Below are 24,702 nucleotides of genomic sequence, written 5' to 3'. Positions count from 1 at the left end.
CGCATCGCGAGGCACTATTTTTTCGCCTTGTTGAAGAAGTTCTCGTTGTACTGGATGCTCGGATGGCCCGGGTTGCAGTCCATCGCCTGCCTGTGATGCTCGAGCGCCTTGGCGCGGTTCCCGATGCGGTCGTAGCAAACCGTCAGCTGCAGATGGGGCAGCCAGGTGGAGGAGGCATGGTCCGTTGAGCCCATGTAGTCGGCCGGACGCTCCGCCGCAATGGCTTGCTTGAACCAATGGATCGCTTGCTCGAACCGTTTCTGCAAGGTGAAGACGCTGCCGAGCTCGCAGCAAATTTCCGGACGAGGCGCATCGTAGCTGAAGGATCGGAACAAGGAGGCAAGCTGGCTTGCGGTGTTCTTCAGCTTGCCGTAACAATCCGCTTGCTTCATGCAGGCACCGATCTCGTCCTCGACCCAGCCGCGCCCCGAGTCCAGGAACCGTCCGTACCAGTCCACGGCCTCCTCGAACCTCTTGTTGTCGCGGAGCTCATTGGCAAAATAATATTGATCGCGCGGCGAGAACGTCTCGCCGGACTCCAAGCGCTTCAGGTAGATGCGCAAATTGCGGTCGGTGTGGAGCCGTTCCTTGCGGTGGGTGACGGCGATGTCGCTATGATAGGTGCGGCCGGAAACGGCCAAATATTCGTGGACGGGACCGATCCAGCGGAAGCCGCGGCTGCGCCTGACCAGCCGGTTCCTGCGCAAGCTGAATATCGGATTCCCCTTCTGGTCGAAGGTCAAGTGGTAGTTCATGGAGACGCTGTCGTAAGGGAAATCGTCTCCGTTCTCCTCCTTCAGCGCTTTCAACCGCGCCCGGTCGTCCGGCTCGATGACGTCGTCGGCGTCGAGCCATAGAATGAACGCCTTCGTCGAGCGGTCGAAGGCGTAGTTGCGCGCGGCGGCGAAATGATCGATCCATTCGAAGTCGTAAACGACCGCCCCGAACGAAGCTGCGATTTCCTTGGTCCGGTCTTTGGAGCCGGTGTCCACGATGACGATTTCGTCGACGACTTCGCGCACGGAGGACAGGCAGCGGCCGAGGCTCTCTTCCTCGTCCCTGACAATCATGCACAAGCTAATGCCGAGCATCCCTCAACATCCTTTCTTCCTGACGGTTCATCGTACCATTGTATTAGCGGGCGATAGGGAAGGTGCCATACATAATCGGAGCAAGAAAGTGCCAAAATAACGGCAATATGGAAAAAATAGAAGGTGTGCCATGAAAGAGTCCAACTCGCAGGCGACGGCGCCGCTCAGCCCGTCGCTGCAAGCGAACGTACGCGCCATTAACGAGCGCTTCGGCGGGAGCAGCGATTTCGTCATCCGATCGTTCCGAAGCGACGCCGCGCCGGAGCGGGAGCTGGCTCTGTTCTATCTCAAAGGAATCGTCGACGAAGGGATCATCAACGAAAGCGTGCTGGCGCCGCTCATGTCCATGAAGCTGCCGGACGAGCGGGCCGGCAAGGAAGGAAGCTGGCTGCTAAGGGCGCTCCGGGCAAGCGTCGTGTCGGTCGGCTCGGTCAAAGAAATCCGCGCGATGGAGGAAGCGCTGCAGCTGCTCGCCGACGGGATGTGCCTCATCCTCTCCGACGGCAGCGATACGGCGCTGGCGGCGGAAGCGGGCGGCGGCGAAACGAGGGGCGTGGACATCGCGCAGACGCAGACTGTCATCCGCGGCCCGCAGCGGGGATTCGTAGAGGAGCTGTCCACGAACATCAGCTTGATCCGCCGGATTATCCGCTCGCCCGACCTGCGCGTGCAGACGCACAAGATCGGCACGCAGACGCATACCGACGTGGCGGTGGTCTTCATGAACGGCATCGCGGACGAAGCGACGGTCAAGGAAGTCTACCGGAGATTGGCGGACATCGAGGTCGACGGGGTGCTCGACAGCGGATATATCGAGGAGTTCATTCAGGACGAGACGTTCACGCTGTTCCCGACGCTCATGAATACGGAGCGTCCCGATTCCATCGCGGCGGCCTTGCTGGAAGGACGGATCGCGATCATGGTCGACGGGACGCCGATCGCCTTGACTGCGCCGATCACCTTCTTCAGCTTCTTTCAATCGCCGGAGGACTACTACCAGCGCTTCGACATCGCTTCGTTCGTACGGATGATCCGGTACGCCGCCTATGTCGTGTCCATGGTGCTGCCGGCCTTGTACATCGCGGTCACCACGTTCCACCAGGAGATGCTGCCCACGACGCTGCTCATCAGTCTGGCCGCGCAGCGCGAAGGCGTTCCGCTCCCCGGCCTTGTCGAAGCGCTGCTCATGGAGATGACCTTCGAGGTGCTCCGGGAAGCCGGCCTTCGCATGCCAAGAGCGATCGGGCCGGCGATCTCCATTGTCGGCGCGCTCGTGCTGGGGCAGTCGGCCGTGCAGGCGGGCATCGTCTCGGCGGGCATGGTCATCGTCGTATCGTTCACGGCTATCTCCAACTTCGTCATACCCGAATTCAGCATGGCGGCCACCTCCAGGATCATACGGTTCGGTTTCATGCTCATGGCCGGTTTTCTCGGATTTTTCGGCATTTTTATCGCCATGTTGTTTATTCTGGTTCACTTGGTTTCGCTGCGCTCCTTCGGCGTTCCCTATATGTCTCCGTTCGCTCCGGGCGCCAGCAGCAGCGGGAAGTGGCGCGACGTGTTCCTGCGCGTCCCGTGGTGGGCCATCGTGCTTCGGCCGCAGGAGCTCGGGCTTCACAATCCGAAGCGGAAAAGCGGCAAACGAAGGCCGCTTGATCAAAGGCAGCGAAAGAAGACATGACGACAGGGGGGAAGTCGATGAGGACGGCGAAGACGCTGCTGTTATTCATCGCATCTGGGCTGCTGCTCGCCGGCTGCTGGAACCGGGTGGAGCTCAACGAAATCGCGATCATAACCGCGACCGGCGTGGACTTGCGCGACGGCAAGTGGGTGATTTCCTACCAAACCGTCATCCCGAGAGCGATCTCGAGCCAGGGGGGGGGCAGCGGCGCTGCCGCGGTCAACGTTTTCTCCTCGGAAGCGGACAGCTACCGGTCGGCCATCAGCAAAGCAAGCCAGGAAACGTCCAGGCGCCTGTACTTCTCGCATAACCAGATCGTCATTATCGGGCAGGAGGCCGCGCGCAAGGGGCTGGGCCAGCTGCTGGAAGTGTATCTCCGCAACCACGATTCCAGGGAGACGGTCAGCGTCTTTCTGTCCAAGGGCAACGCGCGGCGAATGCTGGAGCAGTTGACGCCGCTGGAGCAAATTCCCGGGGCGGCGATCCACCGCATGATCGAGAACGAAGACAAAAACAACGCGTCGTTCCGGCAAATGACGATCAACAACGTGCTGATGGATCTGCTCAGCAGCACGAAGACGACGGGCATTCCCGGCTTGACGATGGCGGGAACGGGCGGCAGCGCGGACAACGTGAGAACGCTCGGCCAGACGAGCACGCCGACGAAAGTCCGGCTAAGCAATCTGGGACTGATCGTAGAAGACAAGCTGGTAGGCTGGGTAAGCGACGAGGAGAGCGGCGGCATTAATTGGATCGGCGATTATATCGACAGAACGACGATCGGGTTCGCGTGCTCCGATCGGAAGGAAGGAAAAAAAGACTCCTCCGTGCGGGTCATCCGGACGGCGACGGATCGGAAGCCGGTCTACGCGGACGGCAAGTGGCGCTTCGACGTCGTCATCGACGCGGAGGGACGCCTTATGGAATACAATTGCAAAGGCGATTTAAGCAAGCCGGACGAAGTGAAGCGAATCGAGCTTAGAATCGGAGAAGAAATCCATGCGATCGCCGTCGAGGGCTGGAAAGCGATGATCAAACATAAGGCGGATGTCGCCGGCTTCGGCAATTTGATCCACAAAAACCATCCGAAGATGTGGAAGAAGGAGCAAGTGAACTGGCGGGAACATTTCTCCGAGTCGGAATTGAACGTGAAGGTGAACTTCAGCCTGTCCGACACGGGTTCCAGCGGCAATAACTTCAAGCAGCTGCAGGAGGACGCGGCAAAATAATCCTCCGCGGATAACGCGATCGCAATCGAGAGGAAGGAGGCGACGCCATGCGTCAGCAGATCGGCAAAAGCCAGCTCGCGCTGCTCATTGTATTGTTCGTGATCGGCAGCACGCCGCTGTTCGAGCTAGGTATCAAAGCCAAACAGAATTCCTGGATCGCGATGACGATGGCCGCCGCCGCCGGCCTGCTTCTGACGGCCATGTATTTGTTCATCCAGCGAAGGGCTCCGGACGCGGAGCTCGCCAAGCTGTACAAAATCCACTTCGGCAAATGGATCGGCAGCGCCGTCGGCATGCTGCACGCGGTATGGTTCGCGTACGAGAGCATGAGGAACGTGCGCGACGTGGGCGAGCTGACGTCGGCGGCGCTGCTTAATATTACGCCAAAGTGGCTCATCATGCTGTTTATCGTGCTCGTCGCCGTTTACACCGTCTCCAAAGGGGTGGAGGTGTTCGTCCGCGTCGTGCAGCTGCTGTTTCCGATTGCGGCCGTCAGTTATTTGCTTCTGATCATTCTGCTGTTCTTCAGCGGACTCGTAAAGTTCGACCAGCTGCTTCCCGTCATGGAAGACGGTCCGATGCCCGTCATTCAGGCGGCTTTCCCGGATCTGGTGTCGTTTCCGTTCGCGCAGCTCGTCGTCATGTTCATGTTCTGGAACCTCGTGAAGGAGCGGAAATCGATTGCCAAAGTGACCCTCCTGTCGCAATGTGCCGTGTCGGGGTTTCTGATCTTCATGAACGCGTTGATCCTGTGCGTGCTCGGACCGGCGCTCGCGGGGGCAACCGGGCTGCCGCTGCTGCAGGCGGTGCAATTAATCCGGCTTTTCAACTTTCTGGAGCGTCTGGATATCATCGTCACGTTACTGCTGTTCATCGGGTTATACGTGAAAATTACGGCGCTGTACTTGGCCTCCCTGCTAGTCACCGAATCCGTTACGGGCGTCGCGCAGCGCAATTTGGTGTTTCCGATCGGAGCGGCCATCTACGGCGCCTCCTTCCTCGAACCGAACAACACGTTCCACATCTGGCTCGGTCTGGACGTGACGCTGAAGATCGTGCCTCTCTTCCAGGTCGCGCTGCCGCTCATGATGCTCATTGTGGGGGTAAGAAAGCGGTATAAGAAAGGGCTGGCGGGAGGAGGAAGTCCCCAAGCGGCAAAATAAAGCTGGCAATACCCGCGGAGTCTGTTATAATTGGTTACGTAATTGACGTAACCGAATATGCTCCGGGGAGCTGGTTAGGCCGGCTGAGAGGGAATGACAACATTCCGACCCGTATACCTGATCCGGATAATGCCGGCGTAGGAACAGAAGCCAGCGCTTCTTCATGTTTAGTGTACAGCCGTTTGCGGCTGCGCGCGGACGAAGGAAGCCGCTGAACAAGCCGATGGCAACTCGTCCTCCTGATCAGGGGGGCGATTTTTTTGTTTCAAGAAGGGAAATAGAGGAGCGTGCGGGGAGCGTCAATCGCGGAGACTTACATATCGGGAGAGGGGAACACATCATGCTGCACAAGAAGAACAAAAACGTATGGGGACGGGGGCTTACGGCGGCCATGCTCGCCTTGATGCTAACGCTCGCCGGCTGCGGAGGGAACGGCAACGAGCCGAGCGGAGGAGACGTAAACGGAGAGGGAGCGGAGAAGGAGCTCCGGAAGGTGAAGGTCGTGCTCGACTGGACGCCGAACACGAATCATACGGGACTTTACGTCGCGCGGGATAACGGCTTCTTCAAGAAACAGGGCCTGGACGTGGAGATCGTCCAGCCGGGGCAGGACGGGGCGGACGCCATGGTCGCCTCCGGCGACGCGGATTTCGGCGTCAGCTATCAAGAATCCGTGACGATGGCTCGCATCGCCGATGTGCCGATCGTCTCGATCGCCGCGGTCATCCAGCATAACACGTCGGGCTTCGCTTCGCCGAAGGCGAAGGGCATCGATTCGCCGAAGAAATTCGAAGGCCAGCGATACGGCGGCTGGGGCGCGCCGCTGGAGGAGTCGGTCATCGACTCCCTCATGCAGACGGACGGCGGCGACATCGGCAAGGTGGACATTCTCAGCATCGGCGACAGCGACTTCTTCTCCGCGGTGGAGCGGGATATCGACTTCGCATGGATCTACTATGCGTGGACGGGAATCGAAGCGGAGCTGCGCGGCGAGGAGCTGAACATGGTTTACTTGACCGACTACAGCGATAAGCTGGACTACTACACGCCCGTGCTGGTGACGAGCGAGAAAAACATCGAGTCCGATCCGGAGCTGGTGAAGGCGTTCACGGCGGGCGCAGCGGAAGGGTATCAATTCGCGATCGAACATCCGGAGGATGCGGCGGACGTGCTGATCAAAGCGGAGCCGGATCTGAACGCGGAGCTTGTAAAAGCGAGCCAGAAGTGGCTCAGTCCGAAATACCAGGACGACGCGGCGCGGTGGGGCGAGCAGAAGCTGAGCGTGTGGGAAAACTACGCGACGTGGATGCTTGACCACGGACTGCTTGAAGGCAAGTTGGACGCGGAGCAGGCGTTCACGAACGAATTTCTGCCGGAATAAACGAAAGACATCGGAGAGGAGAGCAACAGCATGGCTAACGCATTAGTAAGCATCCAAATCCTGCCGAGCACGCCGGGCGGGGCAAGCGTCCTCCCTTACGTGGACCGCGCGATTGATATCATCAAGGCATCCGGCGTGCCGTACCGCGTCGCTCCGCTGGAGACGACGATGGAAGGCGAGCTTCCGGAGCTGCTGGACGTCGTGCAGCGGATGAACGAGGCGATGACCGAGATGGGCTGCGCGTCGGTCATCAGCCAGATCAAGATCTATTACAATCCGGAGAGCGGCGCTTCCATGGGCCGCTTGCTGGAGAAATACCCCGATGGCCAGTAAATCGGCGAGGTGGGCGAAGTTGTGGCCGCCCGCCGTCGTGCTCGGCGCGCTTCTCGCGCTCTGGCAGGCTGCCGCTTCGCTCGGCCTCGTGGATGCGTGGCGGATTCCATCGCCGATCGCGGTAACGCGGGAGGCGATCGACATCTGGCCGCGCCTCATGGCGCATACGTGGGCGACGCTGAAGCTGACCTTGATCGGCTTCGCGGGCGGTTCGGCGGCGGGCTTCGCGCTCGCCGCTTTGCTGCATCTGCTGCCGGGGGTGCGCAGAGGCGTCTATCCGCTGTTGATCCTGTCGCAGAACGTGCCGATCGTCGTGCTCGGCCCCATCCTGACGATGCTGTTCGGTTACGGGCTGCTGCCCAAGGTGATGCTGGTCATGCTGGTCTGCTTCTTCCCCGTGTCGATCGCGATGATGGCCGGTTTGTCGAACACGGATGCCGGACTGCGCCATTACATGCGGATGATCGGGGCCGGGAAGCGGGAGCTGTTCTGGCGGCTGGAGCTGCCGAACGCGGTCGTGCATCTGTTCTCCGGCCTGAAGATCGCCGCCTCCTATAGCGTGCTCAGCGCCGTCTTCGCGGAGCTGCTGTCGCCGAAGCTGGGGCTTGGCGGTTTCATGGCGTTGTCGTCTCGGGGATTTATGCCGGAGCGGGCTTTCGCGGCCGTTATTTTGATCATCATCGTAAGTCTAACGTTATTCGGACTGGTGGCGTGGGCGGAGCGGATCGTTATCCGCTGGCGCCCGTCCGCCAAGGAAGGGGGAAAGCGGCATGATGCTTGAAGTGAAGGGCGTGAGCAAAAGCTTCGGCGAAAAGGCCGTACTTCGCGACTTCTCCTTGACCGTGGCGGACGGCGAGTTCGTCTCGCTGATCGGTCCTTCGGGCAGCGGGAAGACGACGTTGTTCAGCGTTATTGGCGGACTCGAGGCTCCGAGCGCGGGCGAGGTTCGCATCGGAGGGCGCGAGACGACGGGAGAGCGCGGCCATGTCGCCTATATGCCGCAGCAGGCGTCGTTATTACCTTGGCGCACCGTCGCCGGCAATATCGAGACGGCGCTCGCGATCGCCGGAATCGAGAAGAAGAAGGCGAGAGAGCTCGGGCTAGAGTGGCTCGCGCGCGTCGGACTCGCGGAATACGCGGATGCGTACCCGCATGTGCTGTCCGGAGGCATGCAGCAGCGCGTCTCGTTCCTGAGAGCGCTGCTGTCGCCGCGAACGTTAATGCTGCTGGATGAGCCGTTCGGGGCGCTCGACGCGCTGACGCGGCTGCAGATGCAGAAGTGGCTGCTGTCGATCTGGGAGGCGCATCGCAGGTCGGTGCTGCTCGTCACGCACAGCATCGAAGAGGCGCTTTATCTCTCGGACCGCGTCATCGTGTTATCGTCGGCGCCGGCTGCGGTGGTGGATGAGGTGTTCGTCCCTTTCGAGCGGCCTCGCCGGGAAGACTTATGGACCGATCCGCGGTTTAACGAGCTGAAGACCCGGATTTACGGGCATCTGCAAGGTGGAGCGAAGGAGGCGATCGTTCATGCCCATGCCGGAAGCTAAACCAGACGCTGGGAAAGTCGACTTGAGCGGGGAGATTCCGGTGTCCGGCGGTGAACCCGGCGACACGCTTGGCCCCATCGCTCCATCGCGGTTGCCGTGCATCGACGCGCATATCCACGTTGATCTGTATCCCGAGGAAGAACAAGATGCGCTGCTGCGGCAGGCATTCGAGCATGGCGTAGAGGCGGTCATCGCCGTATCGATGGATCTTGCTTCCTCGGTCCGGACGCGCGAGCTGGCGCTTCGATACCTGGGACGCGTCCATCCTGCCTACGGCTTCCATCCGGAGCAGGAGCCTCCCTCCGAGGGAGAGCGGGAGGAGCTGTTCGATTGGATCCGGGAACGGCATCGCGCGGGCGAGGCGTTCGCCATCGGCGAGGTCGGCTTGCCGTATTATAAGCGGACGGAAGTCGAGGCAGGAGGCGGCAGCTTCGACGAGACGCCTTATTTGACGCTGCTAGAGTCGTTTGTTGCGCTCGCGGCGGAGCTGGACCGCCCGATCGTGCTGCACGCCGTCTACGAGGATGCGGACAAAGCCTGCGAATTGTTGGCCATTCACGGCGTCAAGAAGGCGCATTTCCATTGGTTTAAGGGAAGCACCCGGACGCTGGATCGGATGGCGGAAGCGGGTTATTCCATCTCCGTGACGCCGGATATCGCTTACGAGCACGAGATTGTCGAAGTGGTCAAACGGTATCCGCTCCGGCTGATCATGGCGGAGACGGATGGACCATGGCCCTTCGACGGACCGTATAAGGGACAGCCGACCGTGCCTGCGATGGCCAGGGAATCGGCAATCGGCATCGCCAGCGTCAAGGGATTGGATGTATCCGAGACCGCCGAAACGCTGCTTCGCCAAACGAGGACTTTTTACAACCTATAGCTGCTCGATCATGACGGCCCTTCGTCCATTCCGGATGTAGGGCCGTTTCCTTTTGCCAAGCTGTTGCATACATCGTAATAAGGAATGTGATGGCGAAGGGGGGCATAGGTATGGCGAAATTGACAAGGGAACAGTTTTTTGAGGCCATTGCGCCAGCGGTGCTGCTGGTCCGATCGGAGGGGTCCAAGCTGTTCACGTCGGTGCGGATGGCGCAGAGCCTGCTGGAGTCCGGCGGGGAAATCCACTCGTGGAACAATCTTGGCGGAATCAAAGTCGGCAACGGCTTTCCGAATGATTATTGGCAAGGCGAAGCGGTCGTCAAAGGCACCTGGGAGTATATCGACGGTAGAATTGTCTCTGCGAAGGCGGCATTCCGGGCGTACAAAAGCATCTATCATTTTTACAAAGACATGGATCTGCTCATGGAGACGGCGCGATACGAGCGGGTGCGCTCGGCCGGGACGCCGGAGCGCCAAGCCGCGATGCTGCACGCTTGCGGCTACGCAACGGATCCGGCTTATCCGAACAAGCTGATGGCGATCATCCAGCAATACGGACTTCGGAAATACGACCAGCTAGCGGCGCCTGTGACGCCTACGCGCGGATTTGAAGGAACGTCTATCGTTCCCGTTGCGTTGCTGGGGCGAGTCGTCGCCACGGGGTATTTGGCGAACGGCGCAACATGGGTACCGGCGAGAAAAATCGGGGAGATGCTTGGCGCCAAGATCGGCTGGACGGGCAAGCAAGTGACCGTGAACGGGGCGGAGCTGGAATCGAAGCTATCGATGTCGGTCGGTTATGTCAAAATAAGAGAGTTGGCCGAGCATTTGGGAGTCCCGATCGAGTGGGATGCGAGGGCGAGAGTCGTGCTGCTGGGGTAGGAATGCCCTCTCCAACCCTTGTTATGCGACATATGCTGTAAGAAGACGAATGAGAGAGGAGGTTACCCTGTTGTACACGTATATCGTAGACCACATCCCGAAGTCGACGCCGAACAACAGGCGTCCAGGCCTTGCGCTCAGCGCGGATACGATCACGATCCACAATACGGCCAATCCTACCAGCACCGCGCGGAACGAGCGGAATTGGCTATCGAGTCCCTCCAATACGGCTACGGCCTCTTATCATATTGTCATCGACCAGAAGGAAGCGATCGAATGCATCCCGCTGAACGAAGTGGCATGGCATGCGGGAGACGGGAGTTCCATGGACAGCGGCAACCGGACATCGATTGCCATTGAAATTTGCGAGAGCGGCCACTATGATGCGGCGCAGGACAACGCCACGGATTTGACCGCTTCCATGCTGAAGGAACGCGGCTGGGGAACGGACCGCCTGCGGCGCCATTACGATTGGAGCGGCAAAAATTGTCCGAGACGCATGAACGAGGACGGCGATTGGAGCGGCTGGGATGCTTTCGTCGCCCAGGTGGAAGCCAAACTGGAAGAAGGGAATGAGCCTATGCTGGATCCGAAGGACGCAAACAACATCATCCTATTCCTAAGCGCCGCCTATATGGCGACGACCGACCCCGAAGCGAGGAAGGAATTTAACCGTCTGGCGAACGAGCTGCGCCGCGTGAGCGGCCAGGACCCGAAGCCGGGTTAAGGAGCGAAAAGGCGTTACGAAAGGGAGTAAGCGATGAAACGCGGCAAGCCGAGGGGGCTTGCCGCGTTTCTTTTGGTGGTGTTCGTGTTTGGATACAGCCATGCTAACGGATGCAGCCGACGCTATTTGGCCTATTTTGTTCGATTTGAATAGCTAACGGATGCAGGGGACCTTATTATGCGTTTCTACCTGAAATCGTGCTATTTTTAATCGAATAAGCGCAGTGGGCTCCGTTAGATTTCTAATTGGGCTCATAATCGCAAAATAAGAGCGCTGGGCTCCGTTAGATTAACGGTAGCGGGGAGCGTCAGTCGGCAGGTTTATTCGGAGTATGATTTAAGTGGAAGCCGGTATTTATTTTGGTATTCGCAGCAACTTTAGAGTGGAAATATACGTAAATTTGGATAGAACAATGACGGAATACTTCGAGGAGGGAAAGAAAGATGGATGTGATCTGTCCATGGTGCGGCAGCGAGGTAAGGCTCAGCGGAGACATATGCCCGGAATGCAAACACGAAGTGCTCCCTGAGCATTTGGAAGGGAAAGAAAGTGGACAGCCGGATGAGGATGGCGCACAATCGGTCTCGGAGCGAATCGTCGAAGCGGACGACTTGAACGAGAGGTACCGCATCGAGAGCGAATACGTTTGTCCGAAATGCGGCAACGACACATGCAGGGCGGCCGAAGTCGCGATGACGGGAACGGGTCTTAGCAAGCTGATGGATGTTCAGCATCATCACTATTTGTTCGTCTCCTGCCTGCGCTGCGGCGCGGTCGAGATCTACGATCCCAGCGTGCTGAGAGGGCGCCAGGCCGGGACGTTCGGGTCGATGCTGGATTTGTTTCTTTAAGAGGTTGTTTTGAACACGTACTTTAAGGTAAGCGGGAAACGATGAATTTAAAACGGATCGACAGCCGTAAAGGGGAAGAACAATATGAACAAATGGAAGCGTATCTGCTGCTCCATGTTGGCGAGTGTCGCGATCCTGAGCGGCTGCGGTCAATCAGATGGTATGCTGGAATCTTCGGATGGAGCGGATATTCCGCTGACGGCGGCCAACGTGCGCTGGGTCTATATGACAAGGCCAATACCGTCGAGCGACGTTAGCAGTCCGCTCATCGGCAGCCGGGACGAGGACCGGATCGCCGAGCTTTTGCAATGGGTGAAAGAGGCAAAGCGAGTAGATGGAACAGGACTGACTTCACCGGTGCACGGCCGTAGCATGGCGGTAAACGTGGAATTTAACGATGAACGGCTCCTGCAAATACGGCCGGCTTGGACTTGCGACAGCCACAAGGATGAACAAGGCAACATACAAACATCGAGTAAAGGTGTAGCTAATCGGGTTCAGATTTGGGAGAAGCAGGTCAAGGTTAAAGATGCGGAATGGGTAGTAAAAGGAATCGTTCCCGATAACTTGGAAGCGGGCAATTACGATTGGAAAATCAACACGGGAACGGCCACCTACGGGGTGTCCGTACTGATTACGAATTAACCAAAAATGAAGTAGTAAACTCATTTTTCAAACCTAACTAAGGTTTTTTCAGATATTTCAATCTGGTCAATGTCAAATTCATTGATTCGAAGGATGATCTTACCTTCTCGCTTTTCCATTTCTTCGCCTACCCAACAACTATACAACTCAAAAAAATCACCTTTTTTAAGGTGAGAGTCCATCGTTTTACATAGTTCTAACAGCTTCTTTTTTGATTCAGCACGTGTTTGGGGATTCATATGTTTTGCAATTTCAATTCCCCAGTGACTTGATACCTCATAAACATATGGTGTAGTGAACTGATATTTCTTTACATTATGCAGGTTGTCCTCGCCTGAGAAACAACTGCCAATATAGAAAAAGTCGTCTGTATACTCATCGTCATTAGCTGGTAGTTCTATATTACAGCCAACGTAGGAAGCTAAACTCAATACTACTCCCCCTTACTATTCGACTACTTCTCTCTTTTCAAAAAATGGCTTCAATCTCATTGTCGCCTTATTTTCAAACTTCGCATACGGGATGCTCCAAGATGGCATTGCCGAGCTGAAAGCCGAGTGGGATATTATTTCGGAAAGACAAATAACTTAGGAGCGGGATTTATTTTGAAGTATTTTAGAAAAGATTTATGGGAAGCCATTAATTCATTAGATTTTGAAGAAAGTGAGCGTGCGGAAAATGAGTGGAGACTAAATGATCGATATTATTGGAGTGAATATCAAAAGCTAAATACGAGACTGCAGAAAGAAATTTTCGAGTTTTTTCAAACAACTGATTTCCATGATTGTAAAGTGAATGAATGTAAAATAACACAAGGACAATTAAGAAGCGCTTATCCAACGAATCTTTATATTGAAGTAGAACGCGAGGGAGAAGAATGGATCATTGAGTACAGGAAGATTGTTCATTTAAATATCAATTTTCCCGAAGTTACTAGCAGTGCTCATAATGGATTTGAAGAGTGGGGGTACGATGAGCTGCTACCTGTAAATGATCATCTACTATCTCATGAAATTCTCTTCTCTTCAGGTTCAACAATATTGGTTCATTTCTTTGACAAGGAGATTTCGATTACGAAAAAGTAACCATAAAATAAAATAATTTTGCGGAATAAAATACCGTTCAGAGTGCTCGAAGAATTTAAGTTCTTAAACAGCCACAGGTGAGTGTAAAACTCTCTGTGGTTTTTTTGTTGTTGACACGTGCCATGTTGCAGTGCGCCGTTCTCGGATACAAGGGATTTCGTTTCGAAATAGCATACTGAGGACGTGGCGACGGAGGAACTGCAATGGCTGAACGTACATGATCCGGACTTGCTGCGGCAATCTCAGCAAATAGAAATCGTTTAATTAAAAGTTTACCAATCCTATGCGTAGACGCCTAAGTAATTTCCAATTAGAATGGTAATTGTTGTGGGATTCTCATGATTCTCCAGTTGCGCCAATGTATAAGTTTTGGGAAACAAAACGTTTGGGAGGGGAATACGAGTATGCGTGATACAGTATCGATTCATGAGGGTTGGACGGATACGAGACCGGAGGACGTAGATTACGACCCGCAAGCGATTCGCAGATTGGACGACCATTACGCGGATCTGATCGACAAGGGTACGATTCAAGGCGCAGGCTACCTGATCTCGCGGGGAGGCAAAGTGTTCGCTCATCGTTCGATGGGCAAGCTGCGGCCGGGCGAGGACGGCGCGGACCTGAAGCCGGATTCCATCCGCAAGGTTTACTCGATTACGAAAGCGATTACAACGGTTGCGATTCATCAGCTCATCGACCGCGGCGAGCTGTACTTGAAGCAGTCAGCGAGCAGCATTTTGACGGAAATGGACACGGGTAAACATCGCGATATTACCATTTTTCATTTGTTAACGCATACGTCCGGATTGCGAGGCGATCCGGGCTTCTACACAGAACCGTACGGACTTCCTTGGTTCGAGTGGGCCGTTCGGGAATTGAAGGAGAAAGGCCATGATATCGGCTGGAAGAAGGCCGTGCTTTCGGGGCCGCTGCAGAACATGCCGGGCAAAGAATGGATCTATTCGACCAGCTCCTACGCGCTGCTGGGAGAGATCATCGCGAAGGTGTCTGGCAAGCCGTACGACCGATATGTGCAAGAGGAAATACTTGAACCGCTTGGGATGACGAAGTCATTTTTCGATGTGCCGGAATCGCTCTGCGACGAGGTCTGCTGCACGAATGATTGGGAACGGGACAACGTTTACAAACCGCGGATGAGAGAGGAGGATGCGCCGCCTCGGGCGGGCAACGGCCTGTTCTCGACGATGGACGACCTATGGAAATTTGGCCAAATGATGCTAAACGGCGGGCAATTCGGCGGTGCGCGCATTCTATCCAAACGCGCCGTGGAGCTGCAAACAACCAATCATCTCAGCGGCGTCGCCCATTACGGCTGGGGCAATAAGCAGACCGATTATCCCTTTGGTCTCGGCTGGTCGCTCGAGCATTACGATCTATGCAGCAAAGGAACGTTCTCCCATGAAGGATTCGGGCATTGCGGATTATTCGTCGATCCGGCAGAGGAGTTGGTCTTTGTTTTCTTCGCTCCAAGCGTTAAAGGGTATACGAATGAATCCGTTATCCTTCCGCGCGCGATCGCATGGTCAGGGCTGCTGTAACCGAGCCGAGCGTTGCCTAAATCACAATCGAATATCGGAGGGAAGATCCATGACCATGACGAGAGAGTTCAACGTAATAACCGCGCTGGACGCGGGTTTTGATCCGGCGGTTCAGAGCAGGCTGGAGCGACATTTCGAGAAGCTGATCGAAGCGGGCAAGATCGAGTGCGCCTCTTATCTGCTGGCTCAAGGCGGTTCGGTATTCGCGGAGGGCGCCTTCGGTCCTTTGACTCGTGACAATCCGGCCTCCATGCTGCAAAAGGATTCGATCCGCCGCATCGCCTCAATCACGAAGCTGTTTACGGCGGTTGCGATTTTCCAGCTTGTCGAGCAGGGGAAGCTGTTTTTGCGCCAATCGGTTGCCGAATGGATCGAAGAGTTCAAGCATCCGATGTACGAGCGCGTCCAAATTCGGCATTTGCTCACGCATACGTCCGGTATACAGGCGGACCCGTTCTATTACCAGGAGCCGTATCCGATGGGCTGGTGGGATGTTCTGTTCGCTTACGAGCCGGATAAAGAAGGAGCTTCCGACGAGACGGATCCGGAGAAGCTGGAGGAGCTTGAGAAGCAGGGACGGACTGCCTGGATCCGTGCCGTTCTGTCAGGCAAGCCGCTGGCCGGGCCCGGTGAGCAGTGGAGTTACTCTTCCGCCGGATACGCCATTCTCGGGGAGGTCGTTACCCGGGCTAGCGGAGTGCGATTCGAGGAATACGTAATGGAGAAGATCGTGCGTCCGCTTGGCATGAGTCGAACGTTCTTCTCCGTGCCGGAGGAGCTGCACGCGGAAGTATGCGTCATTAATCAGCACGAAGCATCGCGGTTAACGAACAAGGAATCGGGACATGCGCCACGGGCGGGAGGCGGCATATATTCGACGCTGGAAGATCTGTTCCGTTTTGGCCAAATGCTGCTGAACGGAGGATCGCTGGACGGCGTTCGCATCCTGTCCCGCAAATCGGTGGAGAAGCTGACTGCCAATGCGCTGGATGACGGCATTCCCGGCTTCTGCTGGGGCGGCAAAGTCGCCTCGATGACCTATGGATTAGGCGCATCGTTGACGGGGCCCGGCGAGTGGAACACGGAGGGCTCCTACGGCCATGAAGGAGCGGGACGTTGCAAGCTGCACATCGAGCCGGAGCGGAAAGCGGTTATCGTATTTTTTGTCCCATCCAATACAGACTGGAGTCCGGAGTCGATTACCGGCACGCAAAACATCATCGGGTCCGGATGGCTATAGGCACGCTGATCGCGGTCATACGCGCCGTCGGCTTCGCCACCTACAAGGAATGGGCGGCGTTCCGATCGCATATGGCGGCCTCCTTGCTCGTGGGACCGGTGCTGTTTCTAGTACAAATGTTCATATGGCAGGCGTTGTACGAAAACCGCGAGACGATGAACGGATTGACCTATGATCAAATGTTGTCTTACTTCGGCGTGGCGATGCTGATCCATTACATTTCATTCGACTTCGCCGATTGGAATTTGCAAATGCTTGTCCGGACCGGGAAGTTCGTGACATTCGCCCTGCGCCCGCTGCCGCATTGGCTGTTCGCGCTGGCGCAGAAGCTGGGGCATCGATCGCTGGCGCTCGCGATCGAGGTGCTTCCGGTTATGGCGCTGTTCATCTTCGTCTTCGGGGTGAACATGAGACCGGCCGAGCCTGCCTTAGCCGCCGTATCGATCGCGCTGAGCTTCCTGATGCATTTTATCGTGAACTATTGCGTCGGACTGACCGCGTTCTGGCTGGTGAGGGCGGATGGCGTCAGGCGCGTCTTTCTGTTGTTGAAGGACGTAAGCGCGGGGGTGTTTATTCCGCTGACTTTCTTCCCCGACGTTCTGCAAAAAATATTGTTTTTCCTGCCGTTTCAATTTATTACGTATTTGCCGGCACAAGTGTACATCGGACATTACGAGCTCGCCGGCATTTCGCTGTCGCTCGCTCAGGCGGTCGGCTTGCAGGCGGCGGCCGTCGCGGCCGCGGGCGCTGTCATGCTACTCCTGTATAACGCCGCGCTAAGGCGATTCACGGGGGTAGGCGTATGAGCGGGATCATGCAATGCCTAGCCGCAGTCGTTCGCGCCAAAGCGGCGGAGCAAATGGCGTATCGGGGCCACTTCGCTTTAAGCGTGCTGCTGCTCATGATCGGGGATCTGGTCATTCCGTTCGTGACGCTGCTGATTTATAACGCCGGAGCATCGTTCCCGGGCTGGACCTTGCACGAGGCGCTGCTGGTCCAATCGGTGTTCACGCTTGCGAAAGGGATCGCGTTCCCGTTCTTCTTCGGGATGGTAGGGACGACGCTGTCCCAAGTGCGCGAGGGCACGTTCGATCTGCTGCTGCTTCGTCCGCGCCCCGTCATGTTCATGGCGATGCTAACCGGCTTCGACTTTGACGACTTCGGGCGATTGATCAGCGGCTCCGTCCTGTTCGGCTTCGCGCTCAGCGGGCTGCCTGCGGCATCGGGGCAAGCCTGGCTGCAATTCGGTCTCCTGTTCGGCGCGTCGATCGCTATTTTATGCGCCGTATCGGTGTTTCTGTCGGGGATGCTCTTCCGCTGGGTTGGAAGCAGCCGCGTGTTTGACATTTTCGACGCGGTGACGCAGTTCGGAATGTATCCGGGCACGATCTTCTCCAAGTCGCTCCAGAATCTATTGACGTACGTGCTGCCGATCGGCCTGATCGCATTTGTGCCGGCAACGGCGCTGCTCGGGCGCAGCGGGTGGGGAGCGCTGTGGGCGCTTGCGCCGGCTTGCGCTTTCCTCGCGCTAGGCATATGGTTCTGGCATCGGATGCTGAAGGGCTACACGAGCGCGGGGGGCTGACAGACGGAGAGAAAGGAATGGGGGGCGGAGAACAGACGATGATTGAAGTGAAGCACTTGACCAAAACCTATATGACCCATGAACGGGGACATACGCTGCGCGAGGTCGCGAAAAATTTGATCCGGCGTCCGATGAAGGAAGTGATAGCGGTGAATGATCTGTCGTTTACCGTAAAGCAGGGAGAGATGCTTGCTTTCCTGGGTCCGAACGGCGCCGGGAAATCGACGACGCTCAAAATGTTGACCGGCGTCCTGCATCCGACTTCAGGGGAAGTCCGGGCGCTCGGGATGAATCCGTCGAAGCAGCGCAGGCAGTATGTCGGAAGGATCGGCGCCGTATTCGGCCAGAAGTCGCAGCTGATGTGGGACATTCCGCCGGCTGACGCCTTCTATATGAATAAAGCGATTTATGGCGTCGGAGACCGCGAATACGAATCGACGCTGGATGAGCTGGTCACGCTGCTCGAGGCGGGTGACATTATCCGCAAGCCGACACGGCAGCTGTCGCTCGGCGAACGGATGAAATGCGAGTTTATTATGGCGATGCTGCACCGGCCCGAGCTTGTGTTCCTCGACGAGCCGACGATCGGCCTCGACATGATTGCCAAGGAGAACATCCGTTCGTTTATTCGCGGCATGAATCGCCAGGGCGTAACGTTTATTCTGACGACGCATGATCTAGGCGATGTAGAATTGCTGGCAGAGCGCGTTATCGTGATTAACCATGGCGAGATCGTCGTAGATGATTCGTTGAGCGGCTTAAGAAATCGGCTTGGGGACAAGAAATCCGTTCGCCTGACGACGGAAACGGCCGTCCCGGACCTTCGGTTGCCGGGGCTTGCGGTGACCGAGCGGATCGGTCCGCTGGAAATTGCCGTCGAGGTCGATATGGCGCTGCTTCCTTTGAAGCATTTTATTAGCGATTTCAACGAGAAGTACAGCATTATCGATATGTCGATCGAGCCGCTGCCGATCGAGGCGATTATGAAGGAGTTGTATACCGAAGGGGCAAAGGCTGAGATTGCGACGACGAGTTGAGAAACCTTCCAGCTATGAACGAGCAATCCGATCATCTGCTTATTTACGTTCTAAAGCGCGCTGTCAGCCAGCGTGCTTTTTTATTTTTCGATCAGCGGCAGGAAAGTTGTAATTATTAATATTGGGATTTTTGGGAATGCTACTTTTGGCTATTTTTACCGTTCTTCGATTCGAACTTTAAATGAATTAATTAAGAAAAAGGGGATTGAGAAGTGAATTTTCGAATGATTGTTTTACTCCTTGTACTTATGATTGTTACGCTAGGTTGCACAAACGAGAAAGATGATAGTAAAAGATTGAAAACAGGAGTTGAAAAAGTGATTCGATTACGAGATGTAGAAAGTTATTTTAAAAAATCACTTGAAGTCGAGCTTGGTGCGGGTTCTAGTGATATAGCAAAGTTTTGGGATGTGTTTAAAACTTTTTCTAAAGAAGAGGTTGGCGATGATGGGCGTAATGTTGAATCGGGTTTACTGTATGAATGTGGATTTACGGACATGACTGGCTTCAAACTTGGTAAAGAACGGTTTTTTGTTAATTTTGTTCGTCAATTCTCCGTTTATGAGGACAATGGCGAGTACTCGCATATGGAACAACTTGTAAGCCATTTCGTCTTTGAACCAACAGATGAGATAAGTGAACTTGAAAGTGATGCGTTATGGTTCTTTTTTGACGAAGGCGGCGAATTAGAGGAATATTTTGCTGAAATAGAAAATCAAGAATCGTTTAAAGCAGCTTTGAAAAATAAACCTATACAATTTGAGATTTATCAAACGGAAATTTGAAATAGGCGGCAATCCAGTTCCGGCTGCCCTCTGCTCGCAAATGGTTGGTCACCCAGCTGGAGAGTCCTAAAAAACTGCTTTACAAACGAACATACATTCGCTATTATCTTTGTGGATGGAATTACCATGAAGCGTAAGGAGCGATCGATAAGATGGATATGACGAAGGCGAGGATCGAGAATTCACTTACAGTCTTATTGGTTTCAAATTTAGAACAGTCCCGAACTTATTACGAAAAAGCATTGGGATGTGAAGTGAATGATTACTGGGCCATTCGAGATGATTTTGGGTTAGGATTTAAATTAATTCAAGCGGCAGCCATTGAGGATGTTAGGCCTAACAAAGGCACTTGGAATACATATGCTTATGTACGGACACACCAGGAGCTTGATCTTTTATATGAGGAATTAAAATCCAATGGGGCAATCATTGTTTCCGAACCGTTGGTAACCGAGCACGATTGGGGGACTTGGAAAGAATTTTCGGTAAAAGATCTGGATGGGTATGTAATCGGTATCGGTTCGGGGAACAAAACCGACTAATACGCTCAAATCTTACGTCCGGTTCCCTGAGGAGGCGGACGCCAAAGAATTGACAGCCATGTACAAATGCAATCGGGAGTTCTTCGAGAAGTTTGTGTCAGCGACGTCTTATATTGCGGGAGGAATAGCTCGGATGCTTTACGATTTACAAGGCGAAGCCAATATGTCGCCTATTGTGGGGATTTTATATTCAGCGGTGGTAGAGAATAGCCAAAGATTAAAATTAATCACTGAAGGCATGTCGCAAGAAGAAATAGATTACAAGGGTCCAACAAACAACTTTAATAGTACCGCTCAGCTACTAAAACATATCCTGTATGTTGATCTTAATTGGGTTTATAGAATGAAAGGACAACCGCTGCCTCTTTCTTTAAAAGAGCTATATGGCCCCATGATCGATGCAAATAATAGGCTTCCGATGGTCAAAGGAAAGTCTTTGAACACTCTTATGTCTGAATACGATGGTGTAATTAAAATACTGAAAGAGACATGTACGCAATTAACAGACGCCGACCTTGACATCGTTGTCACTTTTGGACATGAAAATGAAAAGCAAGCAACGATACGCTGGGGCCTATGGCATATGGCAGACCATAGCCGCTATCATCAGGCTCATATTAATCAGCTCAGAAAGTGGTATAACGAACATAACAGAATATGAATCGAAAGGATGTTGGCATGAACGCAATTGAAGCTATTGTAGGGAACTTGGAAGAGGTTCGGCGCTGAAGCATAAAGATATGGGATAGCATTCCGGGTGAATAATTGGACTGGAAGCCGGATTCAGATGCCATGAGCATAAAAGAGATGATCCGTCATGTGCTGGATAGTGAACGCTACTACCACCTTGTAGGGAATCTACTGATAACGGAGTGAGCGGCATGAATGCGCAAGCTATTATCGCAAGGATTGTGGAACATCTGAAACAAATCGACGGCGTGCAAGCTTTAGTTCTTGGCGGTTCAAGAGCTAAGGGGACGGAGCATGCTGGCTCCGATATTGATATTGGCATTTATTATAGCGCCGACTACGGGTTGGACATCACCGGGCTTCGCCGAATAGCCTCCTCCCTGGATGACGATCTTCGTGACGACCTCGTCACGGAAATCGGCGGTTGGGGACCTTGGATTAACGGAGGCGGTTGGCTCAAAGTGAATCAGACACCGGTCGATTTTATCTATCGCGATCTTCACAAGGTTTCGAACGTAATGGACCAAAGCTTGAGCGGTAAAATCACCATCGATTATCAACCCGGGCATCCGCATGGATTTATCAACTCCATTTATGTAGCGGAGATAGCGTTGTGCAAGGTGTTATGGGATCCGTCAGGCCTTGTCGGAGAATTAAAATCCAGAACGGCGCCGTACCCCAGAGCCATGCAGAATTCGATCGTTCAACAATTTTTATGGGAAGCGAACTTCTCTATGGAGATTGGCAAAAAAGGAATTTACAAAAAAGATTTATCTTACATTGCCGGATGTAGTTTTCGGGCTATCGCCTGCTTGAATCAAGTGTTGTTCGCGCTGAACGAGACGTATTGCATGAACGAAAAAGGAGCCACGGCCATCGCCGATGCCTTCAGAATGGTTCCTAGCCAATATGCCGACAGAATCAATCGCATCTTGGCCTTGGTCGGGGAAGAAGAGGCCGGTATGGAGAATGCTCTTAACGTTTTGCGGGACCTGATACGAGAAACGGAAGAGATAGTGGAGCGGCAATCTGACAAAACGTAAGGAGGCCAATACAAGTGCAGAAGTTATTCGAGTATAACTGGCAAGTGAGGCAGGACTGGTTCGCTTGGTGCCAAGACGTTTCCGAAGAAGAACTGCTCAAGAAACGAACTGGCGGCATCGGAGGCATTCTGCATACGTTGTTTCATATTGCGGATGTGGAATTCAGTTGGATAGCCGGCTTGCAAGGGAAACCGGAATTCACTGAGCCGTTCGAGTCCTATGCTAGCTTGCAAAAAGTAGTGGATTTGTCCGCCAGGTTTCACGAAGAGGTTCGACCTTTCGTTCTGTCGTGGACCAATGAAATGGAATTAAAGGAGTTATCGGAAGTAACCCCGCAGGGGGATCCTGTTACCTTCAAGCATGGTGAAATCATGCGACATGTAATCGCCCATGAAATCCATCATATCGGCCAATTGTCCGTATGGTCGAGGGAAGTGGGCAAAACCCCCGTAACGGCTAATCTCATTCGCCGGGGATTATTTTAAGCGCAAGAGGGCTGTCAGAATAAATAAGTTGGCAACCCTCTTATTCTTTTATGAAAAAGACAATTTTGTCGGACCCATTCCTTCCGGGAACGTTTCTTCGAAGAGCAGGGAGAACATTGATTCCTCAACGTATCAAATTGTTATTAAAGTGACATATATAGTCAAATCTTCAACCAATTAATTCAATTATAATAGTCGTGTAAGTGATTACATTTCTGGAGGGATACGATGACAAACTATTCGATTCATCCTGAGAGATCAACACTTCATGGCTCATTTTCAAGGGATTTGGAACCAGTAATAACGATTAATTCTGGAGATTCGGTTTGTTTTAGTACCCTAGATGCTGGTTGGGGACTGGAACCATTTTCACCTTCTGGTGGACGGAAGAGATTTGAGCCTAGGGAAAGCCCGCGAGACGGGGGGCATGCCTTGTGTGGACCCGTTTTCATACGCGGCGCGAAACCAGGGATGACGCTCGAAATTAAAATTAACGAAATACGTCCAGGCTCGTGGGGATGGAATAGTGCTGGAGGATTCCCTCATCCGATAAATAAAAGTTTAGGAGTCGCCGATGGAGAAGAATACCATCTTAATTGGAATCTAAACAGTAACTTGATGCTTGGCACAAGCGATAAAGGGCATAAGGTTACCCTACGTCCTTTTATGGGAGTAATGGGCATGCCTCCTGATGAACCTGGTATACATTCCACGTTTCCTCCACGTTATTGTGGCGGAAACATCGACTGCAAAGAATTGATTGCGGGGAGCACGTTATTTTTGCCAATTCCGGTATCAGGAGGCTTATTTTCAGTAGGTGATGGTCATGCCGTACAAGGGGATGGTGAGGTTGGTTGTCCCGCATTAGAGTGTCCGATGGATGCCGTAAACCTCGAATTTAGAGTGCATGAAAATATAAATATTAGTATGCCTCGAGCAAAAACGCCGACTTCATGGATCACTATGGGTTTCCACGAAGATTTAGATGAGGCGTCGATTATTGCGTTAGATGGAATGTTGAATTTAATGAATGAATTATATGGATTTGATCGTAAAGAAGCGTTAGCTCTTGCGAGCCTGGTTGTTGATTTGCGTATTACGCAAATGGTAAATGGAGTTCGTGGGGTCCATGCCATGCTGGCACATGGTTCCATTAGATAAGAAATACAATTAGGCTGGAAGAGAACGATACGCTATACAAGTTGATTTCCAACCTGCAATCAAAAAAACAGCGATTGCCTCGAAAAGCGCATCGCTGTTATTTTTACACTTCGATATTGGCCGCGATGCTATCTTCCCGGCCATATTCGCGGATTAGCGCTGCTACCGCTTGGTGATGCGGATTCGGGCCGTATGCCTCTAACGCGGCACTGTCTTCGAATCTGACGCGAAGCACGAGCTGGTAGCCCTTGTTGTTGTCCGAGAAATTAATTCCTGCGTTCACTTCAACGACACCAGACAAGTGCTGCTTCAGCGCCTTAAATTGCTCCACGATTTCCTGCAGCTGTGCATGGGTCGTTTGCTCGCCGAATTTCACGAGAATCATGCGATCGATCATGTAAAGATCCCCCTTTTTCCTCAACATCTATAACTATCAGCACTATAGCATGAAACGTTCAAGCTTTTCCAGTACGTTTTGACATCTTGCCACGTCACCAATGAGCTTATTTCGCTGGAAATGTCCAACAAGGAGAAGAATGATCTCTCTATGAAGATGAAAATAGAGGTTGACTCTGAAAAAAGGTATGTGCTATGATATGAGTCCGCCGCAAATGATGCGCGATAAGTAAAGAATGAACACCATCGATTTGGAAAAGTAAAAAAAGTTTTTTGAAATTAGTTGTTGCTTTTCTAAAATAGAATGTGTTATGATACTTCTCGCCGCTAAAAACGGCACAAGAAATAATAGAGTTTGTTCCTTGAAAACTGAACATTGAGCGATATGTCAAATTTGAAGATTTTCGCATTGGCTCGGCCAAGTACGAAAACTTCTAGCTAGTTAAGTAATGAGCAAGTCAAACACCTTTATGGAGAGTTTGATCCTGGCTCAGGACGAACGCTGGCGGCGTGCCTAATACATGCAAGTCGAGCGGATCTGATGGAGTGCTTGCACTCCTGATGGTTAGCGGCGGACGGGTGAGTAACACGTAGGTAACCTGCCTATAAGACTGGGATAACATTCGGAAACGAATGCTAATACCGGATACGCGGATTGGTCGCATGGCCGATTCGGGAAAGA

27 protein-coding genes, 1 rRNA gene and 1 riboswitch are annotated in these 24,702 nt (G+C 53.6%); of the genes, 25 read left to right on the top strand and 3 right to left on the bottom strand.

What is annotated here, in order from left to right; all coding sequences use genetic code 11:
* Positions 1-14: 14 nt before the first annotated feature.
* Complete coding sequence (locus tag RB620_RS15365; RefSeq protein WP_308095687.1) at positions 15-1,091, bottom strand: glycosyltransferase; 1,077 nt, start codon at positions 1,089-1,091, stop codon at positions 15-17.
* Positions 1,092-1,221: 130 nt separating this feature from the next.
* Here RB620_RS15365 and RB620_RS15360 point away from each other — a divergent pair, with 130 nt between their 5' ends.
* The 12 genes from RB620_RS15360 to RB620_RS15305 all read left to right on the top strand — a co-directional run bounded on the left by RB620_RS15360 (position 1,222) and on the right by RB620_RS15305 (position 12,412).
* The gene (locus tag RB620_RS15360) at positions 1,222-2,772 is read left to right on the top strand and encodes a spore germination protein (RefSeq protein ID WP_308095685.1); all 1,551 of its coding nucleotides are present in this window, start codon (positions 1,222-1,224) and stop codon (positions 2,770-2,772) included.
* A gap of 17 nt (positions 2,773-2,789) precedes the next feature.
* The gene (locus RB620_RS15355) at positions 2,790-4,001 is read left to right on the top strand and encodes a Ger(x)C family spore germination protein (RefSeq protein WP_308095683.1); all 1,212 of its coding nucleotides are present in this window, start codon (positions 2,790-2,792) and stop codon (positions 3,999-4,001) included.
* Between the two features lie 47 nt (positions 4,002-4,048).
* Positions 4,049-5,164: a GerAB/ArcD/ProY family transporter gene (locus RB620_RS15350; protein WP_308095682.1), complete on the top strand. Its 1,116-nt coding sequence runs from the start codon at positions 4,049-4,051 to the stop codon at positions 5,162-5,164.
* Between the two features lie 53 nt (positions 5,165-5,217).
* A riboswitch (TPP riboswitch) is annotated at positions 5,218-5,325 on the top strand.
* 230 nt (positions 5,326-5,555) lie between these two features.
* Entirely contained in the window at positions 5,556-6,545 is a 990-nt protein-coding gene (locus RB620_RS15345; RefSeq protein WP_374121413.1) for an ABC transporter substrate-binding protein, read from the top strand.
* Between the two features lie 30 nt (positions 6,546-6,575).
* Positions 6,576-6,878: a thiamine-binding protein gene (locus tag RB620_RS15340; RefSeq protein WP_308095678.1), complete on the top strand. Its 303-nt coding sequence runs from the start codon at positions 6,576-6,578 to the stop codon at positions 6,876-6,878.
* Positions 6,868-7,659, top strand: a complete 792-nt coding sequence (locus tag RB620_RS15335) for an ABC transporter permease (protein ID WP_308095677.1) — start codon at positions 6,868-6,870, stop codon at positions 7,657-7,659. The genes RB620_RS15340 and RB620_RS15335 overlap by 11 nt, the downstream gene beginning before the upstream one ends.
* Complete coding sequence (locus RB620_RS15330) at positions 7,649-8,425, top strand: ABC transporter ATP-binding protein (RefSeq protein ID WP_308095675.1); 777 nt, start codon at positions 7,649-7,651, stop codon at positions 8,423-8,425. Before RB620_RS15335 ends, RB620_RS15330 begins: the two co-directional genes overlap by 11 nt.
* Positions 8,406-9,308: a TatD family hydrolase gene (locus RB620_RS15325; RefSeq protein ID WP_308095673.1), complete on the top strand. Its 903-nt coding sequence runs from the start codon at positions 8,406-8,408 to the stop codon at positions 9,306-9,308. Before RB620_RS15330 ends, RB620_RS15325 begins: the two co-directional genes overlap by 20 nt.
* Before the next feature lie 110 nt (positions 9,309-9,418).
* Positions 9,419-10,189 carry a glucosaminidase domain-containing protein gene (locus RB620_RS15320; protein ID WP_308095671.1) on the top strand — a complete coding sequence of 257 codons (771 nt, stop codon included), beginning with the start codon at positions 9,419-9,421 and terminating at the stop codon, positions 10,187-10,189.
* A gap of 70 nt (positions 10,190-10,259) precedes the next feature.
* Complete coding sequence (locus RB620_RS15315; RefSeq protein ID WP_308095669.1) at positions 10,260-10,916, top strand: peptidoglycan recognition protein family protein; 657 nt, start codon at positions 10,260-10,262, stop codon at positions 10,914-10,916.
* Positions 10,917-11,359: 443 nt separating this feature from the next.
* Entirely contained in the window at positions 11,360-11,767 is a 408-nt protein-coding gene (locus RB620_RS15310; protein WP_308095668.1) for a zinc ribbon domain-containing protein, read from the top strand.
* An 84-nt stretch (positions 11,768-11,851) separates the two neighbouring features.
* A complete protein-coding gene (locus RB620_RS15305) occupies positions 11,852-12,412 on the top strand; it encodes a hypothetical protein (RefSeq protein WP_308095666.1) in 561 nt (186 codons plus the stop codon).
* Positions 12,413-12,432: 20 nt separating this feature from the next.
* Here RB620_RS15305 and RB620_RS15300 read toward each other — a convergent pair whose 3' ends face one another.
* Positions 12,433-12,843, bottom strand: coding sequence for a hypothetical protein (locus RB620_RS15300; RefSeq protein ID WP_308095664.1), 411 nt, complete (start codon positions 12,841-12,843; stop codon positions 12,433-12,435).
* A 174-nt stretch (positions 12,844-13,017) separates the two neighbouring features.
* Between RB620_RS15300 and RB620_RS15295 the strand changes: the two genes are divergently transcribed.
* From RB620_RS15295 to RB620_RS15235, 12 genes are all read left to right on the top strand, one after another.
* Positions 13,018-13,497: a hypothetical protein gene (locus RB620_RS15295; RefSeq protein WP_308095662.1), complete on the top strand. Its 480-nt coding sequence runs from the start codon at positions 13,018-13,020 to the stop codon at positions 13,495-13,497.
* A gap of 404 nt (positions 13,498-13,901) precedes the next feature.
* A complete protein-coding gene (locus RB620_RS15290; RefSeq protein WP_308095661.1) occupies positions 13,902-15,056 on the top strand; it encodes a serine hydrolase domain-containing protein in 1,155 nt (384 codons plus the stop codon).
* Positions 15,057-15,105: 49 nt separating this feature from the next.
* Positions 15,106-16,296 (top strand): serine hydrolase domain-containing protein, encoded by a 1,191-nt coding sequence (locus tag RB620_RS15285; RefSeq protein WP_308095659.1) that lies wholly within the window; start codon positions 15,106-15,108, stop codon positions 16,294-16,296.
* Positions 16,287-17,102, top strand: a complete 816-nt coding sequence (locus RB620_RS15280; protein ID WP_308095658.1) for an ABC transporter permease — start codon at positions 16,287-16,289, stop codon at positions 17,100-17,102. Before RB620_RS15285 ends, RB620_RS15280 begins: the two co-directional genes overlap by 10 nt.
* Complete coding sequence (locus tag RB620_RS15275) at positions 17,099-17,881, top strand: ABC transporter permease (RefSeq protein WP_308095656.1); 783 nt, start codon at positions 17,099-17,101, stop codon at positions 17,879-17,881. Before RB620_RS15280 ends, RB620_RS15275 begins: the two co-directional genes overlap by 4 nt.
* Positions 17,882-17,898: 17 nt before the next feature.
* A complete protein-coding gene (locus RB620_RS15270; protein ID WP_308095654.1) occupies positions 17,899-18,918 on the top strand; it encodes an ABC transporter ATP-binding protein in 1,020 nt (339 codons plus the stop codon).
* A 212-nt stretch (positions 18,919-19,130) separates the two neighbouring features.
* Positions 19,131-19,703 carry a hypothetical protein gene (locus RB620_RS15265; RefSeq protein ID WP_308095653.1) on the top strand — a complete coding sequence of 191 codons (573 nt, stop codon included), beginning with the start codon at positions 19,131-19,133 and terminating at the stop codon, positions 19,701-19,703.
* A gap of 152 nt (positions 19,704-19,855) precedes the next feature.
* Positions 19,856-20,245: a VOC family protein gene (locus tag RB620_RS15260; RefSeq protein ID WP_308095651.1), complete on the top strand. Its 390-nt coding sequence runs from the start codon at positions 19,856-19,858 to the stop codon at positions 20,243-20,245.
* A gap of 133 nt (positions 20,246-20,378) precedes the next feature.
* The gene (locus RB620_RS15255; protein ID WP_308095650.1) at positions 20,379-20,906 is read left to right on the top strand and encodes a DinB family protein; all 528 of its coding nucleotides are present in this window, start codon (positions 20,379-20,381) and stop codon (positions 20,904-20,906) included.
* Positions 20,907-21,126: 220 nt separating this feature from the next.
* Complete coding sequence (locus tag RB620_RS15245; protein ID WP_308095648.1) at positions 21,127-21,978, top strand: nucleotidyltransferase domain-containing protein; 852 nt, start codon at positions 21,127-21,129, stop codon at positions 21,976-21,978.
* Positions 21,979-21,992: 14 nt separating this feature from the next.
* On the top strand, positions 21,993-22,463 hold the full coding sequence (locus tag RB620_RS15240) for a DinB family protein (RefSeq protein ID WP_308095647.1): 471 nt from the start codon (positions 21,993-21,995) through the stop codon (positions 22,461-22,463).
* A 228-nt stretch (positions 22,464-22,691) separates the two neighbouring features.
* Positions 22,692-23,624, top strand: a complete 933-nt coding sequence (locus RB620_RS15235; RefSeq protein WP_308095646.1) for an acetamidase/formamidase family protein — start codon at positions 22,692-22,694, stop codon at positions 23,622-23,624.
* 103 nt (positions 23,625-23,727) lie between these two features.
* Here the strand turns inward: RB620_RS15235 and RB620_RS15230 are convergent, their stop codons facing one another.
* A complete protein-coding gene (locus RB620_RS15230; protein ID WP_308095644.1) occupies positions 23,728-24,021 on the bottom strand; it encodes a Dabb family protein in 294 nt (97 codons plus the stop codon).
* Between the two features lie 466 nt (positions 24,022-24,487).
* Between RB620_RS15230 and RB620_RS15225 the strand changes: the two genes are divergently transcribed.
* Positions 24,488-24,702, top strand: a 16S ribosomal RNA gene (locus RB620_RS15225); the annotation flags it as partial.

It is taken from the genome of Paenibacillus sp. LHD-117, from assembly GCF_030929555.1.
Taxonomy (GTDB): domain Bacteria; phylum Bacillota; class Bacilli; order Paenibacillales; family Paenibacillaceae; genus Pristimantibacillus.
Note: the sequence above shows the minus strand (reverse complement) of the source record. Positions and strands in the feature narration are given on the sequence as shown.